At 44.1% G+C, this 22,824-nt stretch carries 20 protein-coding genes; 7 read left to right on the top strand and 13 right to left on the bottom strand.

The features are described 5' to 3' along the window. Nucleotides 1-5: 5 nt before the first annotated feature. Nucleotides 6-419 carry an OsmC family protein gene (locus W293_RS0105695; protein ID WP_025651510.1) on the bottom strand — a complete coding sequence of 138 codons (414 nt, stop codon included), beginning with the start codon at nt 417-419 and terminating at the stop codon, nt 6-8. Between the two features lie 512 nt (nt 420-931). On the opposite strand from W293_RS0105695, the gene W293_RS0105690 reads away from it, so the two are divergent. Next, a complete protein-coding gene (locus tag W293_RS0105690; RefSeq protein WP_025651508.1) occupies nt 932-1,453 on the top strand; it encodes an RNA pyrophosphohydrolase in 522 nt (173 codons plus the stop codon). Between the two features lie 151 nt (nt 1,454-1,604). Here the strand turns inward: W293_RS0105690 and W293_RS0105685 are convergent, their stop codons facing one another. From W293_RS0105685 to W293_RS0105675, 3 genes are all read right to left on the bottom strand, one after another. Further along, nucleotides 1,605-2,699, bottom strand: a complete 1,095-nt coding sequence (locus tag W293_RS0105685; protein WP_025651507.1) for an NAD(P)-dependent alcohol dehydrogenase — start codon at nt 2,697-2,699, stop codon at nt 1,605-1,607. Between the two features lie 417 nt (nt 2,700-3,116). After that, nucleotides 3,117-3,935, bottom strand: coding sequence for an NRDE family protein (locus tag W293_RS0105680; protein ID WP_025651506.1), 819 nt, complete (start codon nt 3,933-3,935; stop codon nt 3,117-3,119). A gap of 488 nt (nt 3,936-4,423) precedes the next feature. Next, complete coding sequence (locus tag W293_RS0105675) at nt 4,424-6,055, bottom strand: DUF4139 domain-containing protein (protein ID WP_025651505.1); 1,632 nt, start codon at nt 6,053-6,055, stop codon at nt 4,424-4,426. A gap of 303 nt (nt 6,056-6,358) precedes the next feature. On the opposite strand from W293_RS0105675, the gene lgt reads away from it, so the two are divergent. The 3 genes from lgt to W293_RS0105660 all read left to right on the top strand — a co-directional run bounded on the left by lgt (nt 6,359) and on the right by W293_RS0105660 (nt 8,858). After that, nucleotides 6,359-7,243, top strand: a complete 885-nt coding sequence (gene lgt, locus W293_RS0105670; protein ID WP_025651504.1) for a prolipoprotein diacylglyceryl transferase — start codon at nt 6,359-6,361, stop codon at nt 7,241-7,243. Between the two features lie 91 nt (nt 7,244-7,334). Continuing rightward, nucleotides 7,335-8,222, top strand: a complete 888-nt coding sequence (locus W293_RS0105665; RefSeq protein WP_025651503.1) for a thymidylate synthase — start codon at nt 7,335-7,337, stop codon at nt 8,220-8,222. 63 nt (nt 8,223-8,285) lie between these two features. Beyond that, nucleotides 8,286-8,858 carry a dihydrofolate reductase gene (locus tag W293_RS0105660; protein ID WP_025651502.1) on the top strand — a complete coding sequence of 191 codons (573 nt, stop codon included), beginning with the start codon at nt 8,286-8,288 and terminating at the stop codon, nt 8,856-8,858. An 84-nt stretch (nt 8,859-8,942) separates the two neighbouring features. Here the strand turns inward: W293_RS0105660 and uvrC are convergent, their stop codons facing one another. Continuing rightward, complete coding sequence (gene uvrC / locus W293_RS0105655; protein WP_025651501.1) at nt 8,943-10,787, bottom strand: excinuclease ABC subunit UvrC; 1,845 nt, start codon at nt 10,785-10,787, stop codon at nt 8,943-8,945. 160 nt (nt 10,788-10,947) lie between these two features. Then, nucleotides 10,948-12,474 (bottom strand): DUF3360 family protein, encoded by a 1,527-nt coding sequence (locus W293_RS0105650; RefSeq protein WP_025651500.1) that lies wholly within the window; start codon nt 12,472-12,474, stop codon nt 10,948-10,950. A 553-nt stretch (nt 12,475-13,027) separates the two neighbouring features. Here W293_RS0105650 and W293_RS0105645 point away from each other — a divergent pair. After that, nucleotides 13,028-13,585 (top strand): DUF4442 domain-containing protein, encoded by a 558-nt coding sequence (locus tag W293_RS0105645; RefSeq protein WP_025651499.1) that lies wholly within the window; start codon nt 13,028-13,030, stop codon nt 13,583-13,585. 282 nt (nt 13,586-13,867) lie between these two features. Here W293_RS0105645 and rplS read toward each other — a convergent pair whose 3' ends face one another. The 4 genes from rplS to rpsP all read right to left on the bottom strand — a co-directional run bounded on the left by rplS (nt 13,868) and on the right by rpsP (nt 16,390). Beyond that, a complete protein-coding gene (gene rplS / locus W293_RS0105640; RefSeq protein WP_025651498.1) occupies nt 13,868-14,296 on the bottom strand; it encodes a 50S ribosomal protein L19 in 429 nt (142 codons plus the stop codon). A gap of 199 nt (nt 14,297-14,495) precedes the next feature. Next, complete coding sequence (gene trmD / locus W293_RS0105635) at nt 14,496-15,266, bottom strand: tRNA (guanosine(37)-N1)-methyltransferase TrmD (RefSeq protein ID WP_025651497.1); 771 nt, start codon at nt 15,264-15,266, stop codon at nt 14,496-14,498. Between the two features lie 147 nt (nt 15,267-15,413). Then, a complete protein-coding gene (gene rimM, locus W293_RS0105630) occupies nt 15,414-15,947 on the bottom strand; it encodes a ribosome maturation factor RimM (RefSeq protein ID WP_025651496.1) in 534 nt (177 codons plus the stop codon). A 173-nt stretch (nt 15,948-16,120) separates the two neighbouring features. Continuing rightward, the gene (gene rpsP / locus W293_RS0105625; protein ID WP_025651495.1) at nt 16,121-16,390 is read right to left on the bottom strand and encodes a 30S ribosomal protein S16; all 270 of its coding nucleotides are present in this window, start codon (nt 16,388-16,390) and stop codon (nt 16,121-16,123) included. Nucleotides 16,391-16,876: 486 nt separating this feature from the next. Between rpsP and W293_RS0105620 the strand changes: the two genes are divergently transcribed. Continuing rightward, nucleotides 16,877-18,394: an ATP-binding protein gene (locus W293_RS0105620; RefSeq protein WP_051395165.1), complete on the top strand. Its 1,518-nt coding sequence runs from the start codon at nt 16,877-16,879 to the stop codon at nt 18,392-18,394. 45 nt (nt 18,395-18,439) lie between these two features. Here W293_RS0105620 and W293_RS0105615 read toward each other — a convergent pair whose 3' ends face one another. The 3 genes from W293_RS0105615 to W293_RS0105605 all read right to left on the bottom strand — a co-directional run bounded on the left by W293_RS0105615 (nt 18,440) and on the right by W293_RS0105605 (nt 21,414). Continuing rightward, entirely contained in the window at nt 18,440-18,619 is a 180-nt protein-coding gene (locus tag W293_RS0105615) for a hypothetical protein (protein WP_025651493.1), read from the bottom strand. Nucleotides 18,620-18,779: 160 nt separating this feature from the next. Then, nucleotides 18,780-20,468: an ATP-binding protein gene (locus tag W293_RS0105610; RefSeq protein ID WP_025651492.1), complete on the bottom strand. Its 1,689-nt coding sequence runs from the start codon at nt 20,466-20,468 to the stop codon at nt 18,780-18,782. 229 nt (nt 20,469-20,697) lie between these two features. Next, nucleotides 20,698-21,414: a response regulator gene (locus W293_RS0105605; protein WP_010197939.1), complete on the bottom strand. Its 717-nt coding sequence runs from the start codon at nt 21,412-21,414 to the stop codon at nt 20,698-20,700. A gap of 199 nt (nt 21,415-21,613) precedes the next feature. On the opposite strand from W293_RS0105605, the gene W293_RS0105595 reads away from it, so the two are divergent. Then, nucleotides 21,614-22,779 (top strand): IS3 family transposase gene (locus W293_RS0105595; RefSeq protein ID WP_156915601.1). Its coding sequence is split into 2 segments (ribosomal slippage): nt 21,614-21,872 and nt 21,872-22,779, totalling 1,167 coding nucleotides; the frame shifts between segments, so codons are not numbered across the junction. The last annotated feature ends 45 nt before the right edge of the window (nt 22,780-22,824 follow it).

Raw genomic sequence — 22,824 nt, 5'->3', positions numbered from 1 at the left:
TGCCCCTACCCTGCAATCACTTCAAAATCATGGGTAATATTCACCCCACCTTGTACCAACATTCTACTGGCCGAGCAGTATTTTTCTGCTGATAAATGAATCGCCTTTTCAACTTGTTTATCTTTGATATCTTGACCAGTCACCACAAAATGCATATGAATATCAGTATATACCGCTGGGACGGTTTCAGCACGCTGAGCTGTCAGCTCACAACGCACGTCTGTCACTGCTTGACGTGACTTTTGTAAAATCGCTACCACATCGTAGCTCGCACAACCACCTAGCCCTAGTAGGATTAGCTCCATGGGACTGGAACCCTTCTCTTTATCGGCATCGATTTGAACGTTATGTCCCGATGGGGACACGCCCATAAAGGCTTTATTTTCTTGCCACGTAACGCTTGCTTTTGACTCTGACATGTTAGATTACCCTTATTTTAATGTGTGATTTAAACGTTTTTTATTGGCTGAATATTTTATTTTTGCTTGAGATTAGCCCACTTACCATTTAGGGTTCAGATTGAGGACACGCCCTAGTGTAGCATAAGCTAAAACGAGATTTTAAAAAGCCACTGTCTTAGATTATTACCCTGAGCGTTTGATGAGTCTATTTTTGAGTGTTCACTTTGGTTAGTGAGATTTATCGTTCTGCTCTGAATATGCTTTTTTAAATATAACTTATATTTATCGTTATGGCGTCTAAAACTTACCTACAAAAATCCATTTATAACTGTCTGATTTTAAAGGGTTAAACTCGTGAAACATTTTATAGCAAAATACTGTTACACATTTGGGTTGTTTCTTGGTTTAATAACGGTAATGAATCTTATTTTTACCTGATATTGATAACTGTCACCCTATAATAATTATGATTGCTATCGTTGTGTCATGTTGAAATAAGCTATTTTTAGACAAATTAAAAAGGGTTAGTCATGATAGATGCAGACGGCTTTCGCGCCAATGTCGGCATCATCTTGGCAAATACACAAGGGCAAGTTCTGTGGGCAAAACGTATTGGTCACAACGCTTGGCAGTTTCCTCAAGGCGGTATCGACCGCGGGGAGACGCCGATGGATGCAATGTATCGCGAGCTCTGGGAAGAGGTCGGTTTACATCCGCGTCATGTAGATTTATTGGCAGTCACGCAAGATTGGTTGCGTTATCGGCTGCCGAAACGCTATGTGCGTCATGGACAGCACCCTTTGTGTATTGGGCAAAAACAAAAGTGGTTTTTGCTGCGCTTAGATGAGCCAAATACTCAACATATCCGCTTTGATGAGGGAAAACCGGAATTTGACCATTGGCAATGGGTCAGCTACTGGTATCCACTCGGACAAGTGATTCACTTTAAACGCGGGGTATACCGTCGTGCTTTGCAAGAGCTGGCACGTGAATTACCGCTTAAACAAGAACTGATTATCCCTGAGCAGACCAACCATTTGCTTCTTACCTAGCCTCTGGTTTATTGTTTGTTTGGTAGTAAATACAAAAAATCCTGCATCTATTATGGATGCAGGATTTTTTGTATTTAAAATAGCTAGGGCGTGTCCTCAATTCAACTGATAACAATCTAAATGGTGATGAAAATGAGGACACGCCCTAGATTTATGGTTTGATGGCAACCTTTAGTACGCCATCACGTTGATGCATAAATAAGTCATAGGCTGCAACAATATCGTCTAGCGCGTAGGTATGTGTGACCATCTCAGATAAATCGACACGCCCTGACTCCACCACATTTAATAGACGACGCATCCGTTCTTTACCACCCGGGCACAAGGCGGTGCGGATAGTATGATCACCAAGACCTGCTGCAAAGTGTGACATGGGGATGCTTAAGTCTTCTGAATAAACGCCAAGGCTTGATAGCGTACCGCCTGGTTTTAAAATTTTCAGACATTGTTCAAAGGTAGATTGTAAGCCCAATGCTTCGATACTGCTATCAACCCCGCGACCCGCAGTAATTTTCATAATCTCGTCAACGATATCCACTTCGTTAAAATTGAGGGTAATATCGGCCCCCAGTTTCTTAGACATCGCTAAGCGCTCGTTATTGCCATCAATAGCGATAATGGTAGACGCCCCTCTCAGCTTGGCACCAGCAGTGGCGCACAATCCAATTGGACCTTGCGCAAATACAGCCACGATATCGCCAATTTTGATATTGGCATTTTCAGCACCCTTAAAACCAGTAGACATGATGTCTGGGCACATCAGCACTTGCTCATCAGTCAGCCCATTAGGCACAGGCGCTAGGTTGGCCTGCGCATCGGGTACTAAAACGTATTCGGCTTGCGTGCCATCGATGATATTACCGAAGCGCCATCCGCCAGTCGCTTTATAACCATGACAAGGACAAGTCCCGTCTGGTCCGATGTAACCACCATCTTGTGAAGGAAAGCCATCTTGGCTGGCATAAGAAGTAAAACTTGGGCAAATCGCGCCAGCAATCACTCGTTGACCTTCTTCATAACCCATCACCGCACTACCGAGCTTTTCGATAATACCGACTGGCTCATGACCAATGGTCAACCCTTGAGCAACGGGATACTCACCCTTAAAAATATGAATATCGGTGCCGCAAATGGTCGTTGTAGTGATTTTTATAAGAGCGTCATTGGGCCCAACATCGGGAATTTTCTTCTCTGCAATTTCAATTTTACCTGGCGCAACAAATATTAGTGATTTCATCATACTCATGTCACACTCCTTGTTTTGACACTGTTTTCACACTGTTTTGACACTTATTTGATTCATACTAGGGCGTGTCTTCATTTCAAAAATGGTGATAAAAATGAGATCAATTGCCGTCAAACAAGAAAAATAGCGTAGATAATATCGGGATATTAACCAGCTATTTGACAATGTTTGGCAAGGTTTATCCATTTTTAGCCCATCTAGATGAGTATTGAATGAATTGAAAACACGCCCTGACTGTCATTTAATAGTCAGTAATTGCATTAGATACTAGCAGTAAATTCTAAGCCCCTACTCAGTGAGTGTAAGCCATAAGCGCGACACTTTAAAGCAAAAACCACAATTACTTTAGGGTTTTTAAAATTGCCTACTGGTTCGTGTGAGAACAAGGGTGCATATGACTGAAAATAAGTGATTGTTTTATTCACCAACTGCTGAGTGTGGGTACTCGCGACTGACAATCTGAGCTGTAAAATTTGAGCCTTTATCCTCATCACGCAACGTTAAGATACTTTGAGTGCGAGTGCCATAAGTTGGTACGTTCTTAGCACTATCGCCAAAAGCGACAGGCTCGATGTAAATAGAAGACAAGGTTTGCTCAATCTCATTGGTCATGCCAGTATCTGGCAGCTTGTCCGCTGGTGCTTTGATATTATCTGACAGCACCTCAAAGGCCGCCTGTTGCCAGTATGCAGGTGAGCTATTCTCAGCAATCAAGGGCAATACTTCTTGCCGCAGTCTGCCACGTAGGCGCTCAGTTTTGAACCAGCTATCCTCTGGCTGACCGTTAGAGATAACGTGCAATCCTGCATGTAAGGGCGTGGGAGCATGACCACGATTATTAACGAGGACCGCTTGGGTCGCATCACCTATAATTAAATTGAAGCCAGCATAGTCTTGCAAACTGATTTGCCGTGCAAACTCTATTGGGCTTAGCGTACTGGTCAAGAAATCGGTGACCAGTTCACCACGTGAGCGTTCGTCATTACTTGCCTGCACGCCATCGCGAAAGTTCAATACCGCTGCCCAACGTCCGTTTTGCTCATATAAATCGTCATATGACTTTTGATAGATACCTAACCAAGTACCGCCGCTTTGTTTATCGCGTCCGGCATAGATAGGGTGATCAGCCCATTGATGTAACGGCTCGGTTGGGCGCTGCAAAAACTCATCGCGATTGGACAATAAAACCAAAGGTAGCTCATCAAATAATTGCCAAGCAATGGCGACGATACACATAGCATTCCTTTTATATGATTATTATATAATCGTTCCGATATCAAAAAGGGTCGTTCAAAATAGCGTCCTGCTGGTATAAATTTTCCTAGCTTGCTGTGCGCTTCGCACTCCAGAGGCTTCAAAAAATTTATCCTAACAGCACTCCCATCGGTATTATATTTTTTTCAATTGAATCGATTATATAGGGTCTGATGAACATTCAAATGTGGTACTGGCAGCGTCTATTTTTTAGACAATACGCAGTGAAATTTTTGACGACTAGTCGTTCTAGGTTAGACAATTTCGCCATGTATTGGCAAAAAATAGCCCTGCCCCTGCTTGTATACTTGGGGCTGATACTAAAATCATCCCAAACGTTGTTGTAAACCTAGCTAAGGTCTCGACATTATCGTCGGTTTACGCCTGATTTGATAAAAGGTTTGGGACGATTTTAGCGATCAGCAGTCCTACTATTTGAATGTTCAACAGACCCTAGTTCTTATTTAGCATTAATTGGTGTTTAACTGCTTATCAGCCGGATAGCTAATTTGATAAGTAGACTGCATCACTTGCGACTGTTTACTCGGCAAATCAAACTCCCAAGCGACCATACCTTTATTGTCATTCCAGTCTTTTTGGCTCACTGCTGGGGTGTGCATCGCAGTGACTTTGATACTGTCATCACTACTAACCGGCTCACTACCCAAAACTTGTAAATGCACGCTACGATTGTGCTGGTTGGTGAACTGATAGGCTTGGATGGTCGTTCTGGTTTGCTGACGATTAAACACGCCTTTATCACCTTGTTTGTCTTCATCAGTGAGTTGCTTGACCAGCATACTGGGATCGATGCCAAAACCAATACCCTGCTCTTTTAGATTCTGGTAGCTATAGCGCGATTGCCCGACATAGTTGTCATCACGGTACAATTGCAAAGAGCCATCGACCCAAGCCGGAGTCAAAAACGGTGCGGATGCGTACCAGTAGCCAGCGGCTTCCACACTCGGGGTACTACGAATCCACAGCTTGCTACTGCCTGATTGCTCATCAATAACCGTCCGTACCCGCCTGCCATCACTTGGAATACTAATACGCTGCGGCAGTCGATATTCGGTGATGCCGTTTTTATTCTGACTGCTCACGCTAAAGCTCGGTAGCGGTGGCATCTCTGCAGCCCCTGCTCCGCCATAGCTATCACTACCTACAACAACGACTGGAGCAGACTCCATCATAGGCTGTGCATAGCGTGACAATTTACTATTTGGCTGTTCTTCATATAATGACAAGCGCTCGACTCTTGGTAGTTGGCTGGTCGTAGTTTGAGTGGGATTAACTGAGCTTAATACCAAAGGAACCTTTAGCCAATTCTCCCCTGTTTGCTGGGCAATAACGGCAGAGGCGATGATGTTTAATTGTTTGCTCTCCGTGTTGAGACGTGCTTGATAGGTCGGCTCCCAACTGGCGCCGCGCACTTGATAATGCAGCTTGACGCTGCTTGGCGAACGACTTGCGACGCGCACACTCACTTGCGTCACACTATCCTGTGCTTGAGTTGTACTGCCAGCCATCAGCTGGTTCAGCGTATCTTGCGCGCGCGCTTGGCGCTGCTGAATATTCAAAATTCTTTTATTGATACTGGCCGCTTGCGTCTCTACCTCACGCGCATTATCGGCAAGGCTACCCTCTGTACTCATTTGCGTGACCTTGGTAAGGTTTTGCAAGTAGGCTTTTGCTAAGCGTGCCGCCTCTAACTCCGCATTAATCGCGTCCAAATTATTCTGCTGCGTCTGTACGTTGGCATCACCTTGATATTGACACTGCGCCGCTTGTTCAGCGCTTAAGGTTTCAATGCTAACTTCGCCAATATTAACGCCATTAGCCGCTTGCACACTCAGGCTGTCTTTATCGATATAAGGGGATAAACAAGAAAAAACCAGTGTTTGCTCGCCACTATTAGTAATGGGTAACGCACGGGTGACACTGGCTAAGCCTTGATAAATCGTCACTTGCTCAATACTGCTATTGGCTGCCTGAGCAGGAGTCACACTTAAAGCCGCTATGCCAAATAAACTCAGCGACATTAACCGCGTTTTAGCAATCAACTTAGATGATATTGCCACTTTGGATAAATCAGCTTGCATAATCATTCCTTAAAAGTACGTTTAATCCATTAATAGGTTTCATTAGCGCAAGCCCATGCTCTGTAACGCTTTATTAAACATGATGCTATATTTATTATAATCGTTATTCTAAGCATTATTTCTTAAAGCACTTTTCTCAAGGAGCTTTTTTATATCTTAGCGGTTTTCTATCTTTCTTTCTAGATGTTACCAGTAGCAGATAAGTTGTTACGATGGGATTCGCCTAATAGTAATTTGGTATGCCTAACAAACTATTTTTGCTATTATGACCCACATTCTATTATCAATAATAATGATATCCTTATGATGATTCATCCGCAATATGACCCTGTCGCGCTGTCCTTGGGTCCGGTAGAAGTACACTGGTACGGACTGATGTATTTATTGGCCTTTGCCGCGGCGTTCGGTCTAGCATGGTATCGCAGTACCAAACGCGACAGTTGGACCACCGATATGGTCTCTGATTTGGTCTTTTATGGCGCGCTTGGTGTCATTTTAGGTGGTCGGATCGGTTATGTGTTGTTTTATCAGTTCGGCGAGCTGTTGCAAAATCCGGCGTACCTTCTCAAGGTTTGGGAAGGCGGTATGTCATTCCACGGTGGTTTCATCGGCGTGATGCTCGGTATGTGGTTCTTCGCCCGTAAATATAAGAAGACACCTTTTCAAGTCTTTGACTTTATCGTTCCTTGTGTACCGACGGGCTTACTGTTCGGTCGCATCGGCAACTATATCAATGGGGAGCTGTGGGGCCGTGTCTCTGATGGCGGCTATAACTGGCTGACGTATTTCCCGCAAGCGGCTGCCTTTGATATGCAGCAATTACAGACCAATCCTGAGCTACAAGAATTGATGCTTGAGGTAAATGGACAGTATTTATTGCCGCGCCACCCATCGCAGTTATACGAAGCCTTAGCAGAAGGACTGCTATTGTTCCTTTTCTTATGGTGGTATTCATCGAAGCCGCGCCCGCGTATGGCTGCGACGGCTGTATTCTTGTTGGGTTATGGCATTAGCCGCTTTATCATCGAATTCTTCCGCCAGCCAGATGCTGACCAAGGGTTTGTGTTGTTAGGTTGGATGACCAAAGGTCAAATACTCAGCGCACCGATGATTATTGCAGGCTTCATCCTACTGATTTATGCTTACAAACGCGGTATCTATGACTGGGGTAAGCAAGCGGCTTATTAAGCATTATTTTGTATAAAGCAGTACTTTGCCCCAAAAACCCTGTTAATCACTATATCAATGATGCGTTTTAGCAGCGTAGAAGAGTAACTTTATGAGCACTAGCAACTCCATTAGTCACCACAAGCAGAGTAAAAATGAGCAAGCCTACTTGGATTTGCTGCGTCAGGTTATGAGTGAAGGCACTGAAAAAGGCGATCGTACCGGTACTGGTACGCTAAGTCACTTTGGCGCGCAACTGCGTTTTGACTTAGCATCAGGATTCCCATTATTAACCACCAAAAAAGTCCACTTCAAATCTATCGTTTATGAGCTATTATGGTTTTTAAGCGGTAGTACTCACGTTGATTACTTGCAAGCAAATGGCGTGCGTATTTGGAATGAATGGGCAACGGCTGAGCAGACGGCGCGCTTTAAGCGTCCTGCTGGGGATTTAGGGCCCGTTTATGGTCATCAGTGGCGCAATTATGGCGCGAGTAAGCGTGACGATGGCAGCTATAATAACGATGGTGTCGATCAAATCACCCAAGTCGTTGAGCAAATCAAGACCAATCCCAATTCACGACGCTTGATCGTCTCCGGCTGGAATCCCGGTGAAGCAGAGCAAGTCGCTTTGCCACCTTGTCACACACTATTTCAGTTCTTTGTCGCGGACAATAAACTGTCCTGCCAGCTCTATCAGCGCTCAGCGGATTTATTCCTCGGTGTGCCGTTCAATATCGCTAGCTATGCGCTGTTGACCCATATGGTCGCGCAAGTTTGCGGACTAGAGGTTGGTGAATTTATCTGGACGGGTGGCGATTGTCATATTTACCAAAACCACCGTGAGCAAGTCGAGCTGCAACTGACACGTGAGCTCTATACACTTCCAACATTAACACTTAACCCTGAGGTTGATGATATTTTTGCTTTTAAATATGAAGATATCACCGTCGATGGCTACAAGTCGCATCCTGCTATCAAAGCAAAGGTTGCTGTATAGCATTTGTCTGACTGAATATTTTAAATAAGAATAGCATTTTAGAGATAATAAAAAGGATACCTTATGAGTTATGCCCACACTGAAGTCGCCCAAATTGCTGCTATCAGTAGCAATCGTTGTATCGGTAAAGACAATGCACTGCCGTGGCATATCTCAGCAGACTTGCAGCACTTTAAAAAAATGACGACCAAAGATAACGATGGCGCTATTCAAGGTATCGTTATTATGGGGCGTAAGACTTTTGAGTCAATGGGCAGCAAGCCGTTGCCAAAGCGGGTAAGCTTTATCATCAGCACTCAGATGGATTATGCTGATCAACAAGGCCTTGTGGGCAAAAACAACGCTTATGTCGTACATAATTTAGATGATGCCTTAACGCAGGCGGCAAGTCTGGCACATGGTGCGCACCTTGATACGATTTGGGTCATTGGCGGTGAGCGGGTATTTAAAGAAGCGATGATGTATACCGATCGCATTGAGCTGACTCATGTAGATACCGAAATCGCTGATGGTGAAGCCTTTTATCCTAAAATACCAACTGACTTTACAGTGGCAGAAGAGTCTGAGCAGATGCACGATGAAAAGAGTGATTTAGATTTTAGATTTGTGACTTATAAAATAAAAGCTGCTGAATAACTGTCGCTCACTCATTAGAAATGACTGAAAAATTGGGGCTGTCTTAGATATTTCTAGGACAGCCCTTTTTTACGATCAATCAGATTACTCATGCAATACTTTATAAACCGTTTTCGCCAAAATGGGACCAATCCCCTGCACACCTGCCAGCTCTTGTTGTGATGCTCCAAGCAATTGCTGAATTCCGCCAAAGTGATTCAGCAAGTCACGACGACGCTTTTCACCCAGCCCCGGTATGACCTCTAGCACTGATGATGAACGGCGCTTATCACGCTTCTTACGGTGCGCTGTGATGGCAAAACGATGGGCTTCATCACGAACGTGCATCAATAAATGCAACGCCTTGCTATCCATTGGCAAATCAAGCGGCTCATGATCGATAAAGTGCAATACTTCAAGTCCGGCCTTACGCCCCTCACCTTTTGCCACACTAATGAGCAGCGTATCATTAAGAATACCCAACTCGGTCAATACCTCTTTAGCGATGCCAAGTTGACCTTTACCACCATCAATCAGCAATAAATCAGGCAGCGGCTGCTTCTTATAACGCCGTGTCAGCACTTGCTTCATCGCGGCATAGTCATCGCCACCGACAATATCATGGATGGCATACTGACGATAATCACGGCGACGTGATCCACCTTGGTCAAAGACAACGCAGCTACCGATGGTCGCCTCACCCATCGTATGCGAGATATCAAAGCATTCAATTCTATCAATCGTTCGCTCAGTGACATCGGCCAATACGTCTTTCAATGCGCCAAAGCGCGAATGCAGCTCTAAATAATCACCCAACTTAGTCTTAAGCGCATTATTCGTGTTCAATTTTGCCAAATCTAACCATTCGGCACGATGTTCACGTACGTTGGTTTTGATGACGACTTTGCTACCAAAATGGCTGGCCAGCGCTTCACTCACTGCAACTTGATCAGGTAGCTCATGAGTTAACATAATTTCTGCTGGCAAGTCATCCGTCACCTGAAAGTAGAACGAGGTAATAAAGGCAGATAAATTATCAGCAAGCGGCTCGCTACTATCGACGTCAGGAAAATAGTTCTTACCGCCAAGCACACGCCCGCCACGGACGGTCAGTACGTTGACACAGGTCATGCCTGCCTGACTGGCAATAGCAATCACATCGGCCTCGCCCTGCACAGTATAAACGGCTTGCTTAGCTTGGACTTCACGCAGCATAGACAGCTGGTCACGATAAAAGACCGCCTTTTCAAAGTCTAATTCTTCGGCGGCACCTTCCATCTTTTCAATCAAAGCACTATGAATGTCGCTAGAGTCGCCTTTGAGAAAGCGAATGGTGTTATTCACATCCTCTGCATATTCTTCTGGCGATACCAAGCCCACGCAGGGCGCACGGCAACGCTTAATCTGATACTCAAGACAAGGGCGCTTACGTTGCTTGAAAAAGGTATTGGTACATTGGCGCATCTGAAACATTTTTTGCATCAAAACCAATGTCTCTTTTGCCGCGTGAGCAGAGGGAAAAGGCCCAAAGAAGCGACCTTTTTGGTGATTGCCCTTACCGCGTCCATACGCCAGCCGTGGATAAGGCTTATCCGCTGAAATAAACACATACAGATAAGATTTGTCATCACGCAGTAGCACGTTATAAGGTGGACGGTACTCTTTAATCAGGTTTTGCTCGAGTAGTAGCGCTTCGGTCTCACTACGGGTAATGATTGTCTCTATATTATGTATCCGCGCCACCAATGCCCGTGTTTTTGGGTGGTCAATCGTCTTAGCGAAGTAGCTGTTGACGCGGCTTTTAAGCGATTTGGCTTTACCGACATATAAAATATCGCCATTCTTACCCAGCATTTTATAAACACCTGGCAAATTTGGCAGGCGCTGAATCAAATGCTTTAGACGGGCTTTTTTATCATCGACGGGACTTGTTTCTGAGACGGTTACCATAGAATTTATTGCTCTCAAGATACTGATATATAGCTGTTTATGGGGCGATAGCGAAAGTTTTGCAAGGCAACTATCAGTGTAACGTCAGACAGAAAAAAAGCCAGCACCAAGCTGACTTTTTCTATAGTTTAAAATGCTACTTGTATTTTATAAAGCGCTGCTAGTGGCGAAAATTAGACATTAGCGCTGGAATACCCGGTAACATACCGACAATAGCCATCACGCCAGTCAATATCACAAAAGTAATCACAGGAATAATCCAACGGCTCATCTTTGATAAATTCGCACTACGTTCTTTAGAACCAATTAACCCTAGATTATCAAGCACAAGGGTAATCGACCAACCAAACGCAGGATTCACCAGTGCCGATGCAAAGACGACAATCGCAGCAGACTGCGTGGTTTTTCCTTCGCGTGTCATCTCCATACCTGCCTCAAGTAACGGAATAAAAACGCCGACAATCAGTGCCACACACATCACGGGCTCCCAAATAGCCAAGTCCATTGGATAGCCCCAGATACCTGCGATAACACAGAACAACCCTGTCAATACGGCACCTGCAGGAATAGGACGCTTAGCAATCGCTGCTGGCACAATATATGTACCCCATGATGAGGCAAAGTTTGCACCGCCCAATACTGAGCCTGCCACCTGACGAATAGAGGCACTGGTCATCGTATCATCGATATCCATTAACACACGCTCAGTGCGTTTTGGATAGCTGATTTTTTGGAACACCTGATGCCCTAAAAAATCTGGCGACCACATCGCCACTGCTAATACTGCAAACGGTAGCACCACGATAAAGCTTTCAACGGTTGGCAGACCAAGCATCCAACCTGTATCTTCACCCCACCAATACATTGGGCTCATATTTGGTAAGCCTGGCCCTGTTTCAAAAGCAAAGGGTGCGCCCATGGCAAAGGCTACTCCACCACCTAACAAGCAGCTAAGTGGCACTGCCAGCCAACGCTTTTGGAAGTTCTCTAACACCGCATACAGTATAATGGTCAATAAAATCACTACGAAGGCAATATGCGCCATGCCGATGCCTTCTGCCCAAGCAAAGAGGTTTTTGACTTGTGAGGTAGTACCAATAAAGCCTAGATAAAGCAATAAACCACCGCACACACCTTTACTGGTCAAGTTTGCCAGTAGACTCCCCCCTTTGCTAATCGCCAGTAATAAGCCAAAAGCACCGATGAGCAGACCAAAAGCCATCGGATGCCCACCAGCGGCAACCACGATAGGGATGAGCGGAATCAGTGGACCATGCGTACCAGCAAGGTTGGCGGTCGGTAGCAGAAATCCTGAGAATAAAATAACGAAGAACGAGACAATCAATAGCTCATAACGGACGTTTTCTAGGACAAAAGCATCGCTTAACCCAAGTGGCCCTGCAAAAGTGGCGGCAATAGCGCCCACCATAACCACTTTACCAATGGTCGCTGCCATCGCCGGAATGGTATCTTCATACTCAAAACGATAATCACGGAACGGCAAGTTCATGCGCCAGCGTTTTGGCTGCATAATCTGTAGTTCATGATTGAGATAATCATCACGGCTATCAAAGCTTGAGCTTGGCTTATGCAAATCAACATAGCTGCCTGATAGGTCGTTGTGGTGATCGGACGAATTTGGCGGTTGCGCATCGGACCCTGAAACGGGAATCTGGAGGTCACTCATCACACTTCCTTATGTCGACTGATAGGTTTATGCCCTACCGATTTATTTGGCTAGTGCCTGATAAATCCAATCGGTCAAAGCAAATTTGCGGGTATTGTAAGTCATCGACCGCCATAATGCGAGTTTTTATTGTTTAAAAGAGACCATTTGTATCATTATTAATGGCATATGATGATGAACATAACCATGTGATGAAGAGATAAAATAAAAAAGTATGATATTGTGTAACGAACGTACTAATAGAAAATAATCGAGTACTTATGATATATTTTAAGATGAAAAATTGGCTTTAAAAACTCTGTCACTTATCTACTGCACTATAATTAAGAATTTACTGGGTAAAATTGGTTTTTAGATAGTAGAAAATCCGTCTATCAGTTACGCTTTAACGCTGGTGACTGTTGGGGTTTTTTACTATGATAAATATCTTTTGCATGGCTATGAATCAATAGCAAACCTGCCCTTGTCAGGTGCTTATGCGTTTTTGATAAAATAATTCATAAACTAAAAATGGCCCAGCAGGCAAGATTGAAAAAGGCAACAGGACATATCTATGAGTTTATTACCAAAAAACCTTGAGACCCTAAAGCGTAAGGCTAAAAAAAACATCATGCCGCTACTGGCACCGCATTTACTTAAACTGCGCATCAATACTTACGCGCCTTATGTTGGTGCGGGTATCAAAATTGAGCATATCAATCTCGATCAAGGTTTGTGCGTGGTCAGCATGGGGCTAAATGCCCTGAATAAGAATATCGTCGGCACCCAGTTCGGCGGCAGCTTATATTCGATGGTAGATCCCTTTTATATGCTGATGCTGATGCACCAGTTGGGCAGTAGTTATGTGGTGTGGGACAAAAGCTCACATATCGATTTTGTCGCACCAGGTAACAGTAAAGTAATTACCCGAATGAAAATTCCTAGCACCGAACTCATCACTATTCAAGAACTGGCCAAGGACGGTGATGCTGTATTTCGTGACTATCAGGCGGATATCTTTGATGATCAGCAGAAGTTGATCGCTACTGTCACCAAGACTATTTATATACGCTTGCGCAAACACAGCAAATCAAAGAATCAAAGCAGTCGTATGGATGTGCTCGATACTTAGGCAGCACTTAGGCAGTTCTTATTTGCTTATCAGCTAAATTGGTTGCTTAAAAGATTAGTTGACCGTTAAGCAACTACTGATAATTTTTGTGAACCTTACATACATTTGCAAACCCTACATACAAAAACCCCAATCCAGCATGTGCATAGATTGGGGTTTTGTCTTTTTTGGTATGGCCCGCTTATTTATATGATAAACCTATGAATAAGGGCTTGTATCTACTATTACCTTACTTTAGCCAACTGTAAATCATACAGCCAACTAAAGATGGCAAGCTTTTGCTTAAATACCTGGTGCAGTTTCAACTGCATCAGGAACGCGAGCGTCAGTTTTTGCTTTGACAACTTTAGGTGCACGCGGAGCAAGCTTTTCGCGGATACGGGCTGATTTACCAGAGCGCTCACGTAAGTAGTACAGTTTCGCACGGCGAACCGCACCACGGCGTTTCACTTCAATGCTGTCAATGATTGGTGAATGCAATTGGAATGCACGCTCAACACCAACACCGCTTGAGATTTTACGTACGGTAAACGCTGAGTTTAAACCACGGTTACGCTTAGCAATTACAATGCCTTCAAAAGCCTGTAGACGCTCACGCTCACCTTCACGTACTTTAACTTGAACCACAACGGTATCGCCGGGTGCAAAGCTTGGGCGCTCAATCAATTGAGCATTTTCGATGACCTGAACCAATGGATGCTTGTTGCTCATGAGAGTTATCTCCTCACATTAGATAATAGAGGCTTAACGCATATCACCTGTTTGTAATAATTAATCATAGCTATTATCAACATCTTGTATTAATAACAACTACAACGTAAATGGATTATAACCAACGGCCATTATGCTATGACTCGTTTTATTATTGCTCAAAATTTTATTGCTTAACTGTTTATGTTTTTGACCGCTATTAACGTGGCTTTTTATCTGCTTTTGCCAATGCTTTTAGCCATTTCGCTTGCTCTACTGTTGGGGTGAACGCTTGCCATAAGTCGGGACGACGCGCTTGCGTGCGACTGACTTGCTGACTAAAGCGCCACTTAGCGATATTGGCATGATGTCCTGAAAGTAATACTTCAGGAACCGCCATACCCGCAAACTCATGCGGCTTGGTATAGTGTGGACAATCAAGCAAGCCATCGACGAACGAGTCTTGCTCAGCTGATTGATCATCACCCATAATATCAGGCAGACGACGTATCACACTATCCATCATCACCATGGCTGGCAGCTCACCACCAGTCAATACGTAATCACCCAACGACACTTCCAAGTCGACATACTGCGCCAGTAAGCGCTCGTCAATACCTTCGTAACGACCACATAATATAATCATGCCATCATACTCAGTCATACTGACCACACTACTTTCGCTAAGCGTCTGTCCTTGTGGCGACATATAAATCACCGGACAATGCTCACTGTCGACACGGCAGCCATGTTGACCCGCTCGCAAGCGCGCATCCTCGATAGCTATTGATAATGGCTCAGCCATCATCACCATCCCAGGACCGCCACCATACGGGCGTTCATCAATACGGCGGTAGTTATCAGTGGTATAATCACGCGGGTTGATACATTCAATCGTCACTTGCTCCTGTGTGACTGCCCGACCCGTGATACCAAACTCACGAATCGAAGCAAACATCTCAGGAAAAATACTAATGACGGCAAAATACATCTGATGTCTACTTGCACAATGGCTAATAAAAGCTAAATGAATCGGTGTAACTATTAACGATGCTCAGCGATAAAGCCGAAACTTATATCAGCAAAGCTTGTCTTAATAAGACCTTATTAACCATTACTGATTAATTATTGCTTATTATTAATAATCACTTGGCCATGCCACAAGCACCGTTTTCGCAGTCATATCGACCTGCATCACGGTTTGCTTATGCCATGGAATCAGGCGTTCTTCTTTATCTAAACTGTCTGAATTAGGCGCCACGCGCATGATGTCATGGGCACCGGTTTCAAACATTTCAGCGATATTGCCTAGATACTCATCTTGCTCGTTCATCACGCGCAAGCTGACCAAATCCGACCAATAATATTCATCTTCCGCTGTTTCTGGCAAGACGTCTTGCTCGACCCAAAGGGTTACCCCATTCATAGTCTCCGCAACATTGCGATCAGGAACCTGCTCAAATTGAGCCACGATTCCTGTGCCTTGTTCACGCCAAGCTTTCACAGTCAGAGGTTTCATGCCAGTAGCGGTTTTCATCCACCACGGCTGCATGGCGAATATGGCCGTACGATCATCCGTATCGCTAAATACCCAAAGCCAACCTTTGATGCCATAAGGCTTCTTAAGCTGACCGATTTTCATAAGAGCACTAGCGTTTGGAATAGATGACATAACGGCTAACCTAACAATGATTAAAACATTTCAATCAAAAGCGATAAACGCAATCAAAAGCGATAAACAGTTAATCGCGCACCCTGGTCAGACCAGTTACGCTATATCTTCTAAAGTCTACTGAGCTATGCCCATAATCACACTATCAGCATTTCAGTAACAGCAAGAAAAACTTAAGCAGTTGCTTCAGTTTGAGCTGTAGACTTGTTGTAAGCTTTTGCTAATGAAGCAACGCGATCAGAAGGTTGTGCACCTTTGGCGATCCACGCATTGTACGCTTCCATGTTCAGACGTACTGCTTCTTCAGACTCTTTAGCGAGTGGGTTAAAAAAGCCGATGTTTTCAATGTAGCGACCGTCACGCGCGCGGCGTTGATCAGCAACAACTACTTGATAAAATGGGCGTTTCTTGGCACCGCCCCGTGCTAAACGAATAACAACCATGTGAATTCTCTCTTTCGCAGGTATACCAAAAAGGGCATAATTATAGCACAGTCTTATTTTATTGAAAACATAAACTATGCTTATTTAATTATTTATTAACAATAGCTTAAATATGCTTGTATGTAAATTGAAATTAATAATTGCCCATGATTATAAAGTCTTAATACCCTGCTTCTGACCGTATCAAATCGCTAAAATATTAAAACTAAAATATTAAAACTAGCTTTTATAGATCGTACTTAGTGAGGTTGTGATTTTGGACGACTTAGCCAAATCAAAGTGTTCAAATTGTGCATAGTAAATCCATGTAACTTGATTACTTGATTGTGCTGCTCTATTTCTACTCATAACAGCCCAATAAAAACAGTATACAATAGACCGTAACGCCAGCAATGTGCTTGCTTACTTGATAATCTAAACGAGCTACAGTTTTTGTGACGTGGCACTATTTTATCACCCTATTATTTATCTATACCTTGGATGCATATGACCACCCCAAACCCTAAAATACCTCGTAAAGGTTGGTTGCCACGCTCTTATTCCAACAGTTGGCTGACTACCTTAATGGTGGCTTTTATTGTCATTATCAGTGTCGGCTTATCGATTGTGTTCTTTTGGCGCAGTCTTTATTTGCCAGAGCTCAAAAATCATGCGCGCTATCTGACCAGCGAGCTACGTTTGATGAATAGCGTCAATAAAGACTGGCAGGATAGCCCCGAGGTGCGGCAATGGATATATCAGCATTCGCACGTGGTGGTGGTTGATAACCCCAGTGACTTCCCGCAAGTAGCAGATAAAGCCTTTGCGGGTGTTTTTACCGATGTATTACAACGCGAAATAGGGGCACAGTTAGGTCGACCAGTGGAAGTGTATTTCAAGTTCAAACCAACCCCGCAGCTGTGGGTACAAGACAGTCGTGACACCAGTTTTTGGATTCGCGAACCCGTGGTTTATTATTCGCAATATAGTCCAGGATTGTTAGTACTATTCCTCATTGGATTACCTATATTATCGCTGCTAACCATTATTTTGTTAGCACGGCAATTAAACCGTCCTTTAAGGTATTTACAGCGTGCGGCCACCAACTATATTCGACTGGGTCACGCAACATCCTTACCAACGCAAAAAGGGCCTACAGAGATACGTCAGGTAAATATGGCATTCAACCGCTTATTTACCACGCTCAATCAAGCGCAAAAAGAACGTACCATCATGCTTGCTGGTATCTCACATGACCTGCGTACACCGTTGACTCGTATGCGCTTGACCGCTGAAATGCTACCGGACGATTTTTTTCGTGAAGGGTTGATTTATGACATTGAGGATATGGATGCCATTTTGGAGCAGTTTATCTCATTTATGAAAGACGGCTCGGATGAGCCAGTGCGCTTGACCAATTTGGACACGATATTTAATGAAATTATGGTGCAATTCGCGCCCATGGAATTTATTTATCAATCGGATTGTCACAAGGTTGTGCCAGTGCGTCCATTATCCATTAAGCGCTTGGTCATTAATCTGGTCAACAATGCCAATCGTTATGGCAAGCCGCCTATTTATTTATCAGCAACGGTCGTGCCGACTTTCATAGAAACAGCTGACGTAGAAGACAGCGACGTGGTGTCTGAAAATGAAGTTAATAAGCAAGCCCAAGAGCAGCTGATGATATGTGTACGGGACTGCGGTGATGGAGTAGAAGAAGATCAATTAGAGCGCATCATGCAGCCCTTTGAACGTGGTGAAACAGCGCGAACCACGCAAGGTAGTGGTCTAGGTCTGGCTATTGTTGATCGTATCGCCCACTTGCATCATGGTACGGTTGAGGCCATCAATCATCCTGATGGCGGCCTACAAGTCTGTGTGCGTATTCCCCTATTATCCAAGGTGGCAGGAGAGCAAACACTAACAGAAAATATAGAAGCAGCTCATTCAGACAAAGCAAAAATGGCAGATCATATACCTAATAAAGAAGCTGAAAAAAGACGATGGCAAAATCGTCTTTAAAGTCGCTGTAACTATTTAACTGTCTCAGTATTTAAGCAATGACAATTATTCACGCGCACCGATAACGGGGGGAATGTACGCAGCGCTATTAGTAAACGCTAATGGCTGAGTAATGTCATCCTGCGCGGCTTTTAGCGTTTGAGTCATGGTTGGCTGCTGCAAGAATAAATAATAACCCAGCGTCAACGCATTCAGTACTACCAAACCACCAAATAAATATGGCATCCTCTGCCCTCCTCTAGTTTCCAACTTATAAGACTGAATATTAAAAATTGGCTGTTCAAACCAATGTTTCTCAACTTAATCCGTTATATATTGAGCGCTTAATCTGTTTTGTACTGGCGAAAGTATTTTTCATGCTGCGGACATGAAATAGTATTTTACCTTATTCAGTGCCAAAATCACGATCGCTCTTTTCTTGGGTTAACTGGTCAGCGGCAAGCACTTGAGTCAAGGGTTTGATAGGCCATGTCATGACAAATCTGGCACCACCAAGCTCACGGCTTTCATCGACCTTCATACTACCATTAAACCAAAAAGCAATACGCGACACAATCGACAGCCCTAAGCCATAGCCACCAGATGCCCGTGTACGGCTATCATCCAAGCGTGAGAATGGGATAAAAACTTTTTCGCGATCGGCTTCTGGAATACCGTGGCCATCATCCTCTACACTGACGAAAGCGTTGCCTTTTCTGATGCCCGCACTGATGATAATCGTGGTTTCTGCATAGCGTAAAGCATTACCCGCAAGGTTTTGAATGACACGGTGTAGATAACGTCTATCGGCAACCGCCGTTACTTTAGCGTTGGGCAAGTTGGTCACTATCTTGATAGGTTTGCCCAAGGCATTGGTTTCACGCTCAATCTGTTCGAGCAACTCTTTGAGATTTACGGGTTCTAGATCGAGTTTTGGTGACCCTTCTTCTAGCTTAGCGTAAGTCAAAATCTCGTCAATGAGACCGTTAAGCGACTCAATATCCTCATCGATATAATCACGCTGCATAAACCGCGAGTCTTCATCATCGGTATCAGCCAACATATCGACGGCAAAGCGTATACGTGCCACTGGCGTGCGCAGCTCATGCGATACTGCGCGCGTCAGCTCGCGCTGCGACTCAATCAAACGCTTAATATGCGCGGTCATCGCATTAAAAGTCGCTGACAAACGAGCAATTTCATCTTGTCCAATGACCTGTACTTGAATATCAAGGTTACCTTGACTCACCTCATTGACACCGACTTGAATCAACTGCAGTTTACGCTCAAGTGGGAAAATAAGTGCATAGACGCCCAAGCTGATCAAAAACATACTGATCAAAATCATACTGATAATCAAATTGAGCGGGAACCAATTAAATAAGGGCACCGGTCCAATCAAAATCGCCATGTCGTTGATTTCAGAGGGCACAATGACTTTGATAGATGAGTTACTCTTACTACTATTAGTATCTTGCAATAAGATAACCACTTCATCACGGCGCAAACGCGCCATTTGATCCGTGTCCAACTCTAGCGTATTGACTGCTTTGAACGCTAAAGGAAAAGAAAACTTCTCTTCCAGCTCAGCCAAGCGAGCACGTTTATCCGACAGCGTCATATGATAGGACAAATCATCCAATAGGAATACAGCAATGGCGCGCACTTGCTGCTCAGTGACTTGCGTGACTCTAGCGGTCAACACGCTTTTGTTATCAGGTAGACGATAGTAAACATCTGCGTAGACAGGTTGAGTCATATAACGCACGACGGTATTGCCATTGTCAAAACGACGCAACTCACTGGCGTTAAAATCAATTTTTTCGATGGGCACAATACTAAAAGTCGAGCCAAATAAGCTACTAGCATCAGACAGCCAATAGTCACGCTGCATCTCATTATCTTGATGCGCAACCCCTTCACTGACCAGATGAAAAGCACCCTTTGCCATGTTTTCACGGTAGGATTGTACGCGCTCTTTATTAATGGTATCCATCAATAATTGAGCGAATAGTGCCACACACAAACAAACGATAAGTAGTCCAGCATAAATACGGACAAAAATACTATGTTTTAAAGAAGAGACTAATGACATACGTGCCGTGACCAACCTAATGAAGAAAAAATATTAATGAATGCTGAATATTTGCTGCACTATTTAGCTTATGCTTACTTAATTCACAGCGATAATTATCGCTCAATTAAACCACATAACACAGCATTTAAGTTCAAAAATTAAAATTTAGCCACAAAAAAACCAGCATGGTTGCTGGTTTCTTTGGTCACGCTAATGAGCAATAAGCCATTGCCGAAGCAAAATTGACTTAGTTGCCTTCTTTAACGAACAAATACCCTTTACTGCGAACGGTTTTGATACGTTTTGGATTTTCTGGATCATCACCGATTTTTGGACGAATACGCGAGATACGCACATCGATAGAACGGTCTTGACCGTCATATTCGATACCGCGTAGACGCTCAAAGATATCTTCGCGCGACAATATACGGCCAGCATTAGAAGCCAACAACCACAACAAATCATATTCAGCACTGGTGAAATCAACCAACTCATCACCTAGATTGACTGAACGACCACCATTGTCGATGACCAATTCACCAAACTCTAGGCGCTGTGGTACATCTTCTGATGGGGCATTTTCCGAGCGACGCAACAAAGCGCGGATACGAGCAAGCAATACGCGCGGCTGAGCAGGTTTGGCGACATAATCATCGGCACCCATCTCAAGACCCAGTACCTGATCCATATCTTCAGTACGAGCAGTCAGCATCAAGATAGGGTTCTGGTAGTGCGGGCGTACCTCACGGCAAACTGTCAGTCCATCGCTACCAGGAAGCATGACATCAAGCACGACCAAATCTGGTTGTTCGTTGACAATGCGGCGAATGGCGCGATTGCCATCAGTCTCAATTGCCACTTCTAAACCGTTTTTAACCAAGTAATCTTGGGTTAACATGGCCAGACGCTCATCATCCTCAACAATCAAAATTCGGGGGGTGTTGTCTTCTTCAGTCGTTGTCATTGTTATATCCTCTAATACATCTAATTTAAAAGCAGTAAAAGTAAGAGCGGTAAATTAATAGCGCCACTGAGTGGCACCATTGATGTTGGTATAGCTGTTACAAACTTGGTAGGACAGTATACTATTAAACAGTCTGAGCTATGCTGAAGAAACCGTAGAGATAAACTTGGTAAACTAAGCGTATTAATCGGAGTTTATCATGACCAAGAAAGTAAGAACCTACAGTGACGAATTTAAAGCAGAAGCTGTCAAGAAGATATCAGACAATAATGGCAATATCTCGGCTACCGCAAAGCAGCTTGGCATTGCCATGCAAACGCTATCAAATTGGCATAACAAAGCCAATCAAGGCAAGCTTATCGGCACAGAACAATATGATCCTGATCTTATGACAGCGCTTCAAGAAATAAAGCAGCTCAAGCGACAACTTAAAGTTGCCGAGGAGGAGCGAGAGATATTAAAAAAGGCCACGGCGTACTTCGCGAAAAACAGTTAGTAAAGTACGCCTTTATTAAGGATAACCAGCAGATATTTAGTATCACAGCTATGTGCCGTGTACTAAAGGTTAAGCATTCTAGCTACTACGACTGGCTGAGTCGTGATATCAGCGATCAACAGATACATCGCAACCAGTCTGAGCTGCTGGTTAAAGCCGCGCACAGTGAAACAAAGGAGCGCTATGGATATGAGCGTCTGCATGCGCATCTAAGTGAGCGAGGCCATGACATTAGCCTATACATGGTGAGACGCATCAAAGAAGAGCACGGCATCAAATGCCGACGTCATAAGCGCTTTAAAGTGACCACCGACTCTAATCACAACAAGCTGGTTTATCCAAACGTGCTCGATCAGCAGTTTGATGCCAAGCGTCCTAATGAGTCTTGGGTCAGTGACATTACTTATATCTGGACAAATGAGGGCTGGCTGTACTTAGCAGGGGTCAAAGATCTATACACCAAAGAGCTGGTTGGCTACGCCATTAATAAACGCATGACTGCTGATTTAGTCTGTCGTGCACTAAATATGGCAATCAAGAACAGACGACCAGGCAAAGGGCTGATTGTGCATTCTGACAGAGGCAGTCAGTACTGTAGCCACGCTTATCACAAAATCATCAAGCAGCATCAGTTTACAGGCTCAATGAGTGCTAAAGGCAACTGCTTTGACAACGCACCCATAGAAAGCTTCTGGGGCATATTAAAGAACGAGCTGGTGTATCACCAAGACTATAAAACTAGATTTGCCGCCATTACCGATATCATTGGATATATTGAACTATATTACAACCAAACGAGAACTCAAAAGAGCTTGGGCTATAAATCGCCAAGACAGGTGTGGTTTGATTATTATCGTCAAGCTGCGTAATTAAATCTCCCAAGTTTAACTGTACGGATTTGACGGCAGGGGTCA

Source organism: Psychrobacter sp. TB67, from assembly GCF_000511065.1.
Taxonomy (GTDB): domain Bacteria; phylum Pseudomonadota; class Gammaproteobacteria; order Pseudomonadales; family Moraxellaceae; genus Psychrobacter; species Psychrobacter okhotskensis.
This window is presented reverse-complemented; position numbering and strand designations above follow the sequence as displayed.

What these genes read in the sequence shown, in the direction of transcription:
- W293_RS0105695 (WP_025651510.1), bottom strand. Translation starts at nt 419, where the DNA reads ATGTCAGAGTCAAAAGCAAGCGTTACGTGGCAAGAAAATAAAGCCTTT.
- W293_RS0105690 (WP_025651508.1), top strand. Translation starts at nt 932, where the DNA reads ATGATAGATGCAGACGGCTTTCGCGCCAATGTCGGCATCATCTTGGCA.
- W293_RS0105685 (WP_025651507.1), bottom strand. Translation starts at nt 2,699, where the DNA reads ATGAGTATGATGAAATCACTAATATTTGTTGCGCCAGGTAAAATTGAA.
- W293_RS0105680 (WP_025651506.1), bottom strand. Translation starts at nt 3,935, where the DNA reads ATGTGTATCGTCGCCATTGCTTGGCAATTATTTGATGAGCTACCTTTG.
- W293_RS0105675 (WP_025651505.1), bottom strand. Translation starts at nt 6,055, where the DNA reads ATGCAAGCTGATTTATCCAAAGTGGCAATATCATCTAAGTTGATTGCT.
- lgt (WP_025651504.1), top strand. Translation starts at nt 6,359, where the DNA reads ATGATGATTCATCCGCAATATGACCCTGTCGCGCTGTCCTTGGGTCCG.
- W293_RS0105665 (WP_025651503.1), top strand. Translation starts at nt 7,335, where the DNA reads ATGAGCACTAGCAACTCCATTAGTCACCACAAGCAGAGTAAAAATGAG.
- W293_RS0105660 (WP_025651502.1), top strand. Translation starts at nt 8,286, where the DNA reads ATGAGTTATGCCCACACTGAAGTCGCCCAAATTGCTGCTATCAGTAGC.
- uvrC (WP_025651501.1), bottom strand. Translation starts at nt 10,787, where the DNA reads ATGGTAACCGTCTCAGAAACAAGTCCCGTCGATGATAAAAAAGCCCGT.
- W293_RS0105650 (WP_025651500.1), bottom strand. Translation starts at nt 12,474, where the DNA reads ATGAGTGACCTCCAGATTCCCGTTTCAGGGTCCGATGCGCAACCGCCA.
- W293_RS0105645 (WP_025651499.1), top strand. Translation starts at nt 13,028, where the DNA reads ATGAGTTTATTACCAAAAAACCTTGAGACCCTAAAGCGTAAGGCTAAA.
- rplS (WP_025651498.1), bottom strand. Translation starts at nt 14,296, where the DNA reads ATGAGCAACAAGCATCCATTGGTTCAGGTCATCGAAAATGCTCAATTG.
- trmD (WP_025651497.1), bottom strand. Translation starts at nt 15,266, where the DNA reads ATGTATTTTGCCGTCATTAGTATTTTTCCTGAGATGTTTGCTTCGATT.
- rimM (WP_025651496.1), bottom strand. Translation starts at nt 15,947, where the DNA reads ATGTCATCTATTCCAAACGCTAGTGCTCTTATGAAAATCGGTCAGCTT.
- rpsP (WP_025651495.1), bottom strand. Translation starts at nt 16,390, where the DNA reads ATGGTTGTTATTCGTTTAGCACGGGGCGGTGCCAAGAAACGCCCATTT.
- W293_RS0105620 (WP_051395165.1), top strand. Translation starts at nt 16,877, where the DNA reads ATGACCACCCCAAACCCTAAAATACCTCGTAAAGGTTGGTTGCCACGC.
- W293_RS0105615 (WP_025651493.1), bottom strand. Translation starts at nt 18,619, where the DNA reads ATGCCATATTTATTTGGTGGTTTGGTAGTACTGAATGCGTTGACGCTG.
- W293_RS0105610 (WP_025651492.1), bottom strand. Translation starts at nt 20,468, where the DNA reads ATGTCATTAGTCTCTTCTTTAAAACATAGTATTTTTGTCCGTATTTAT.
- W293_RS0105605 (WP_010197939.1), bottom strand. Translation starts at nt 21,414, where the DNA reads ATGACAACGACTGAAGAAGACAACACCCCCCGAATTTTGATTGTTGAG.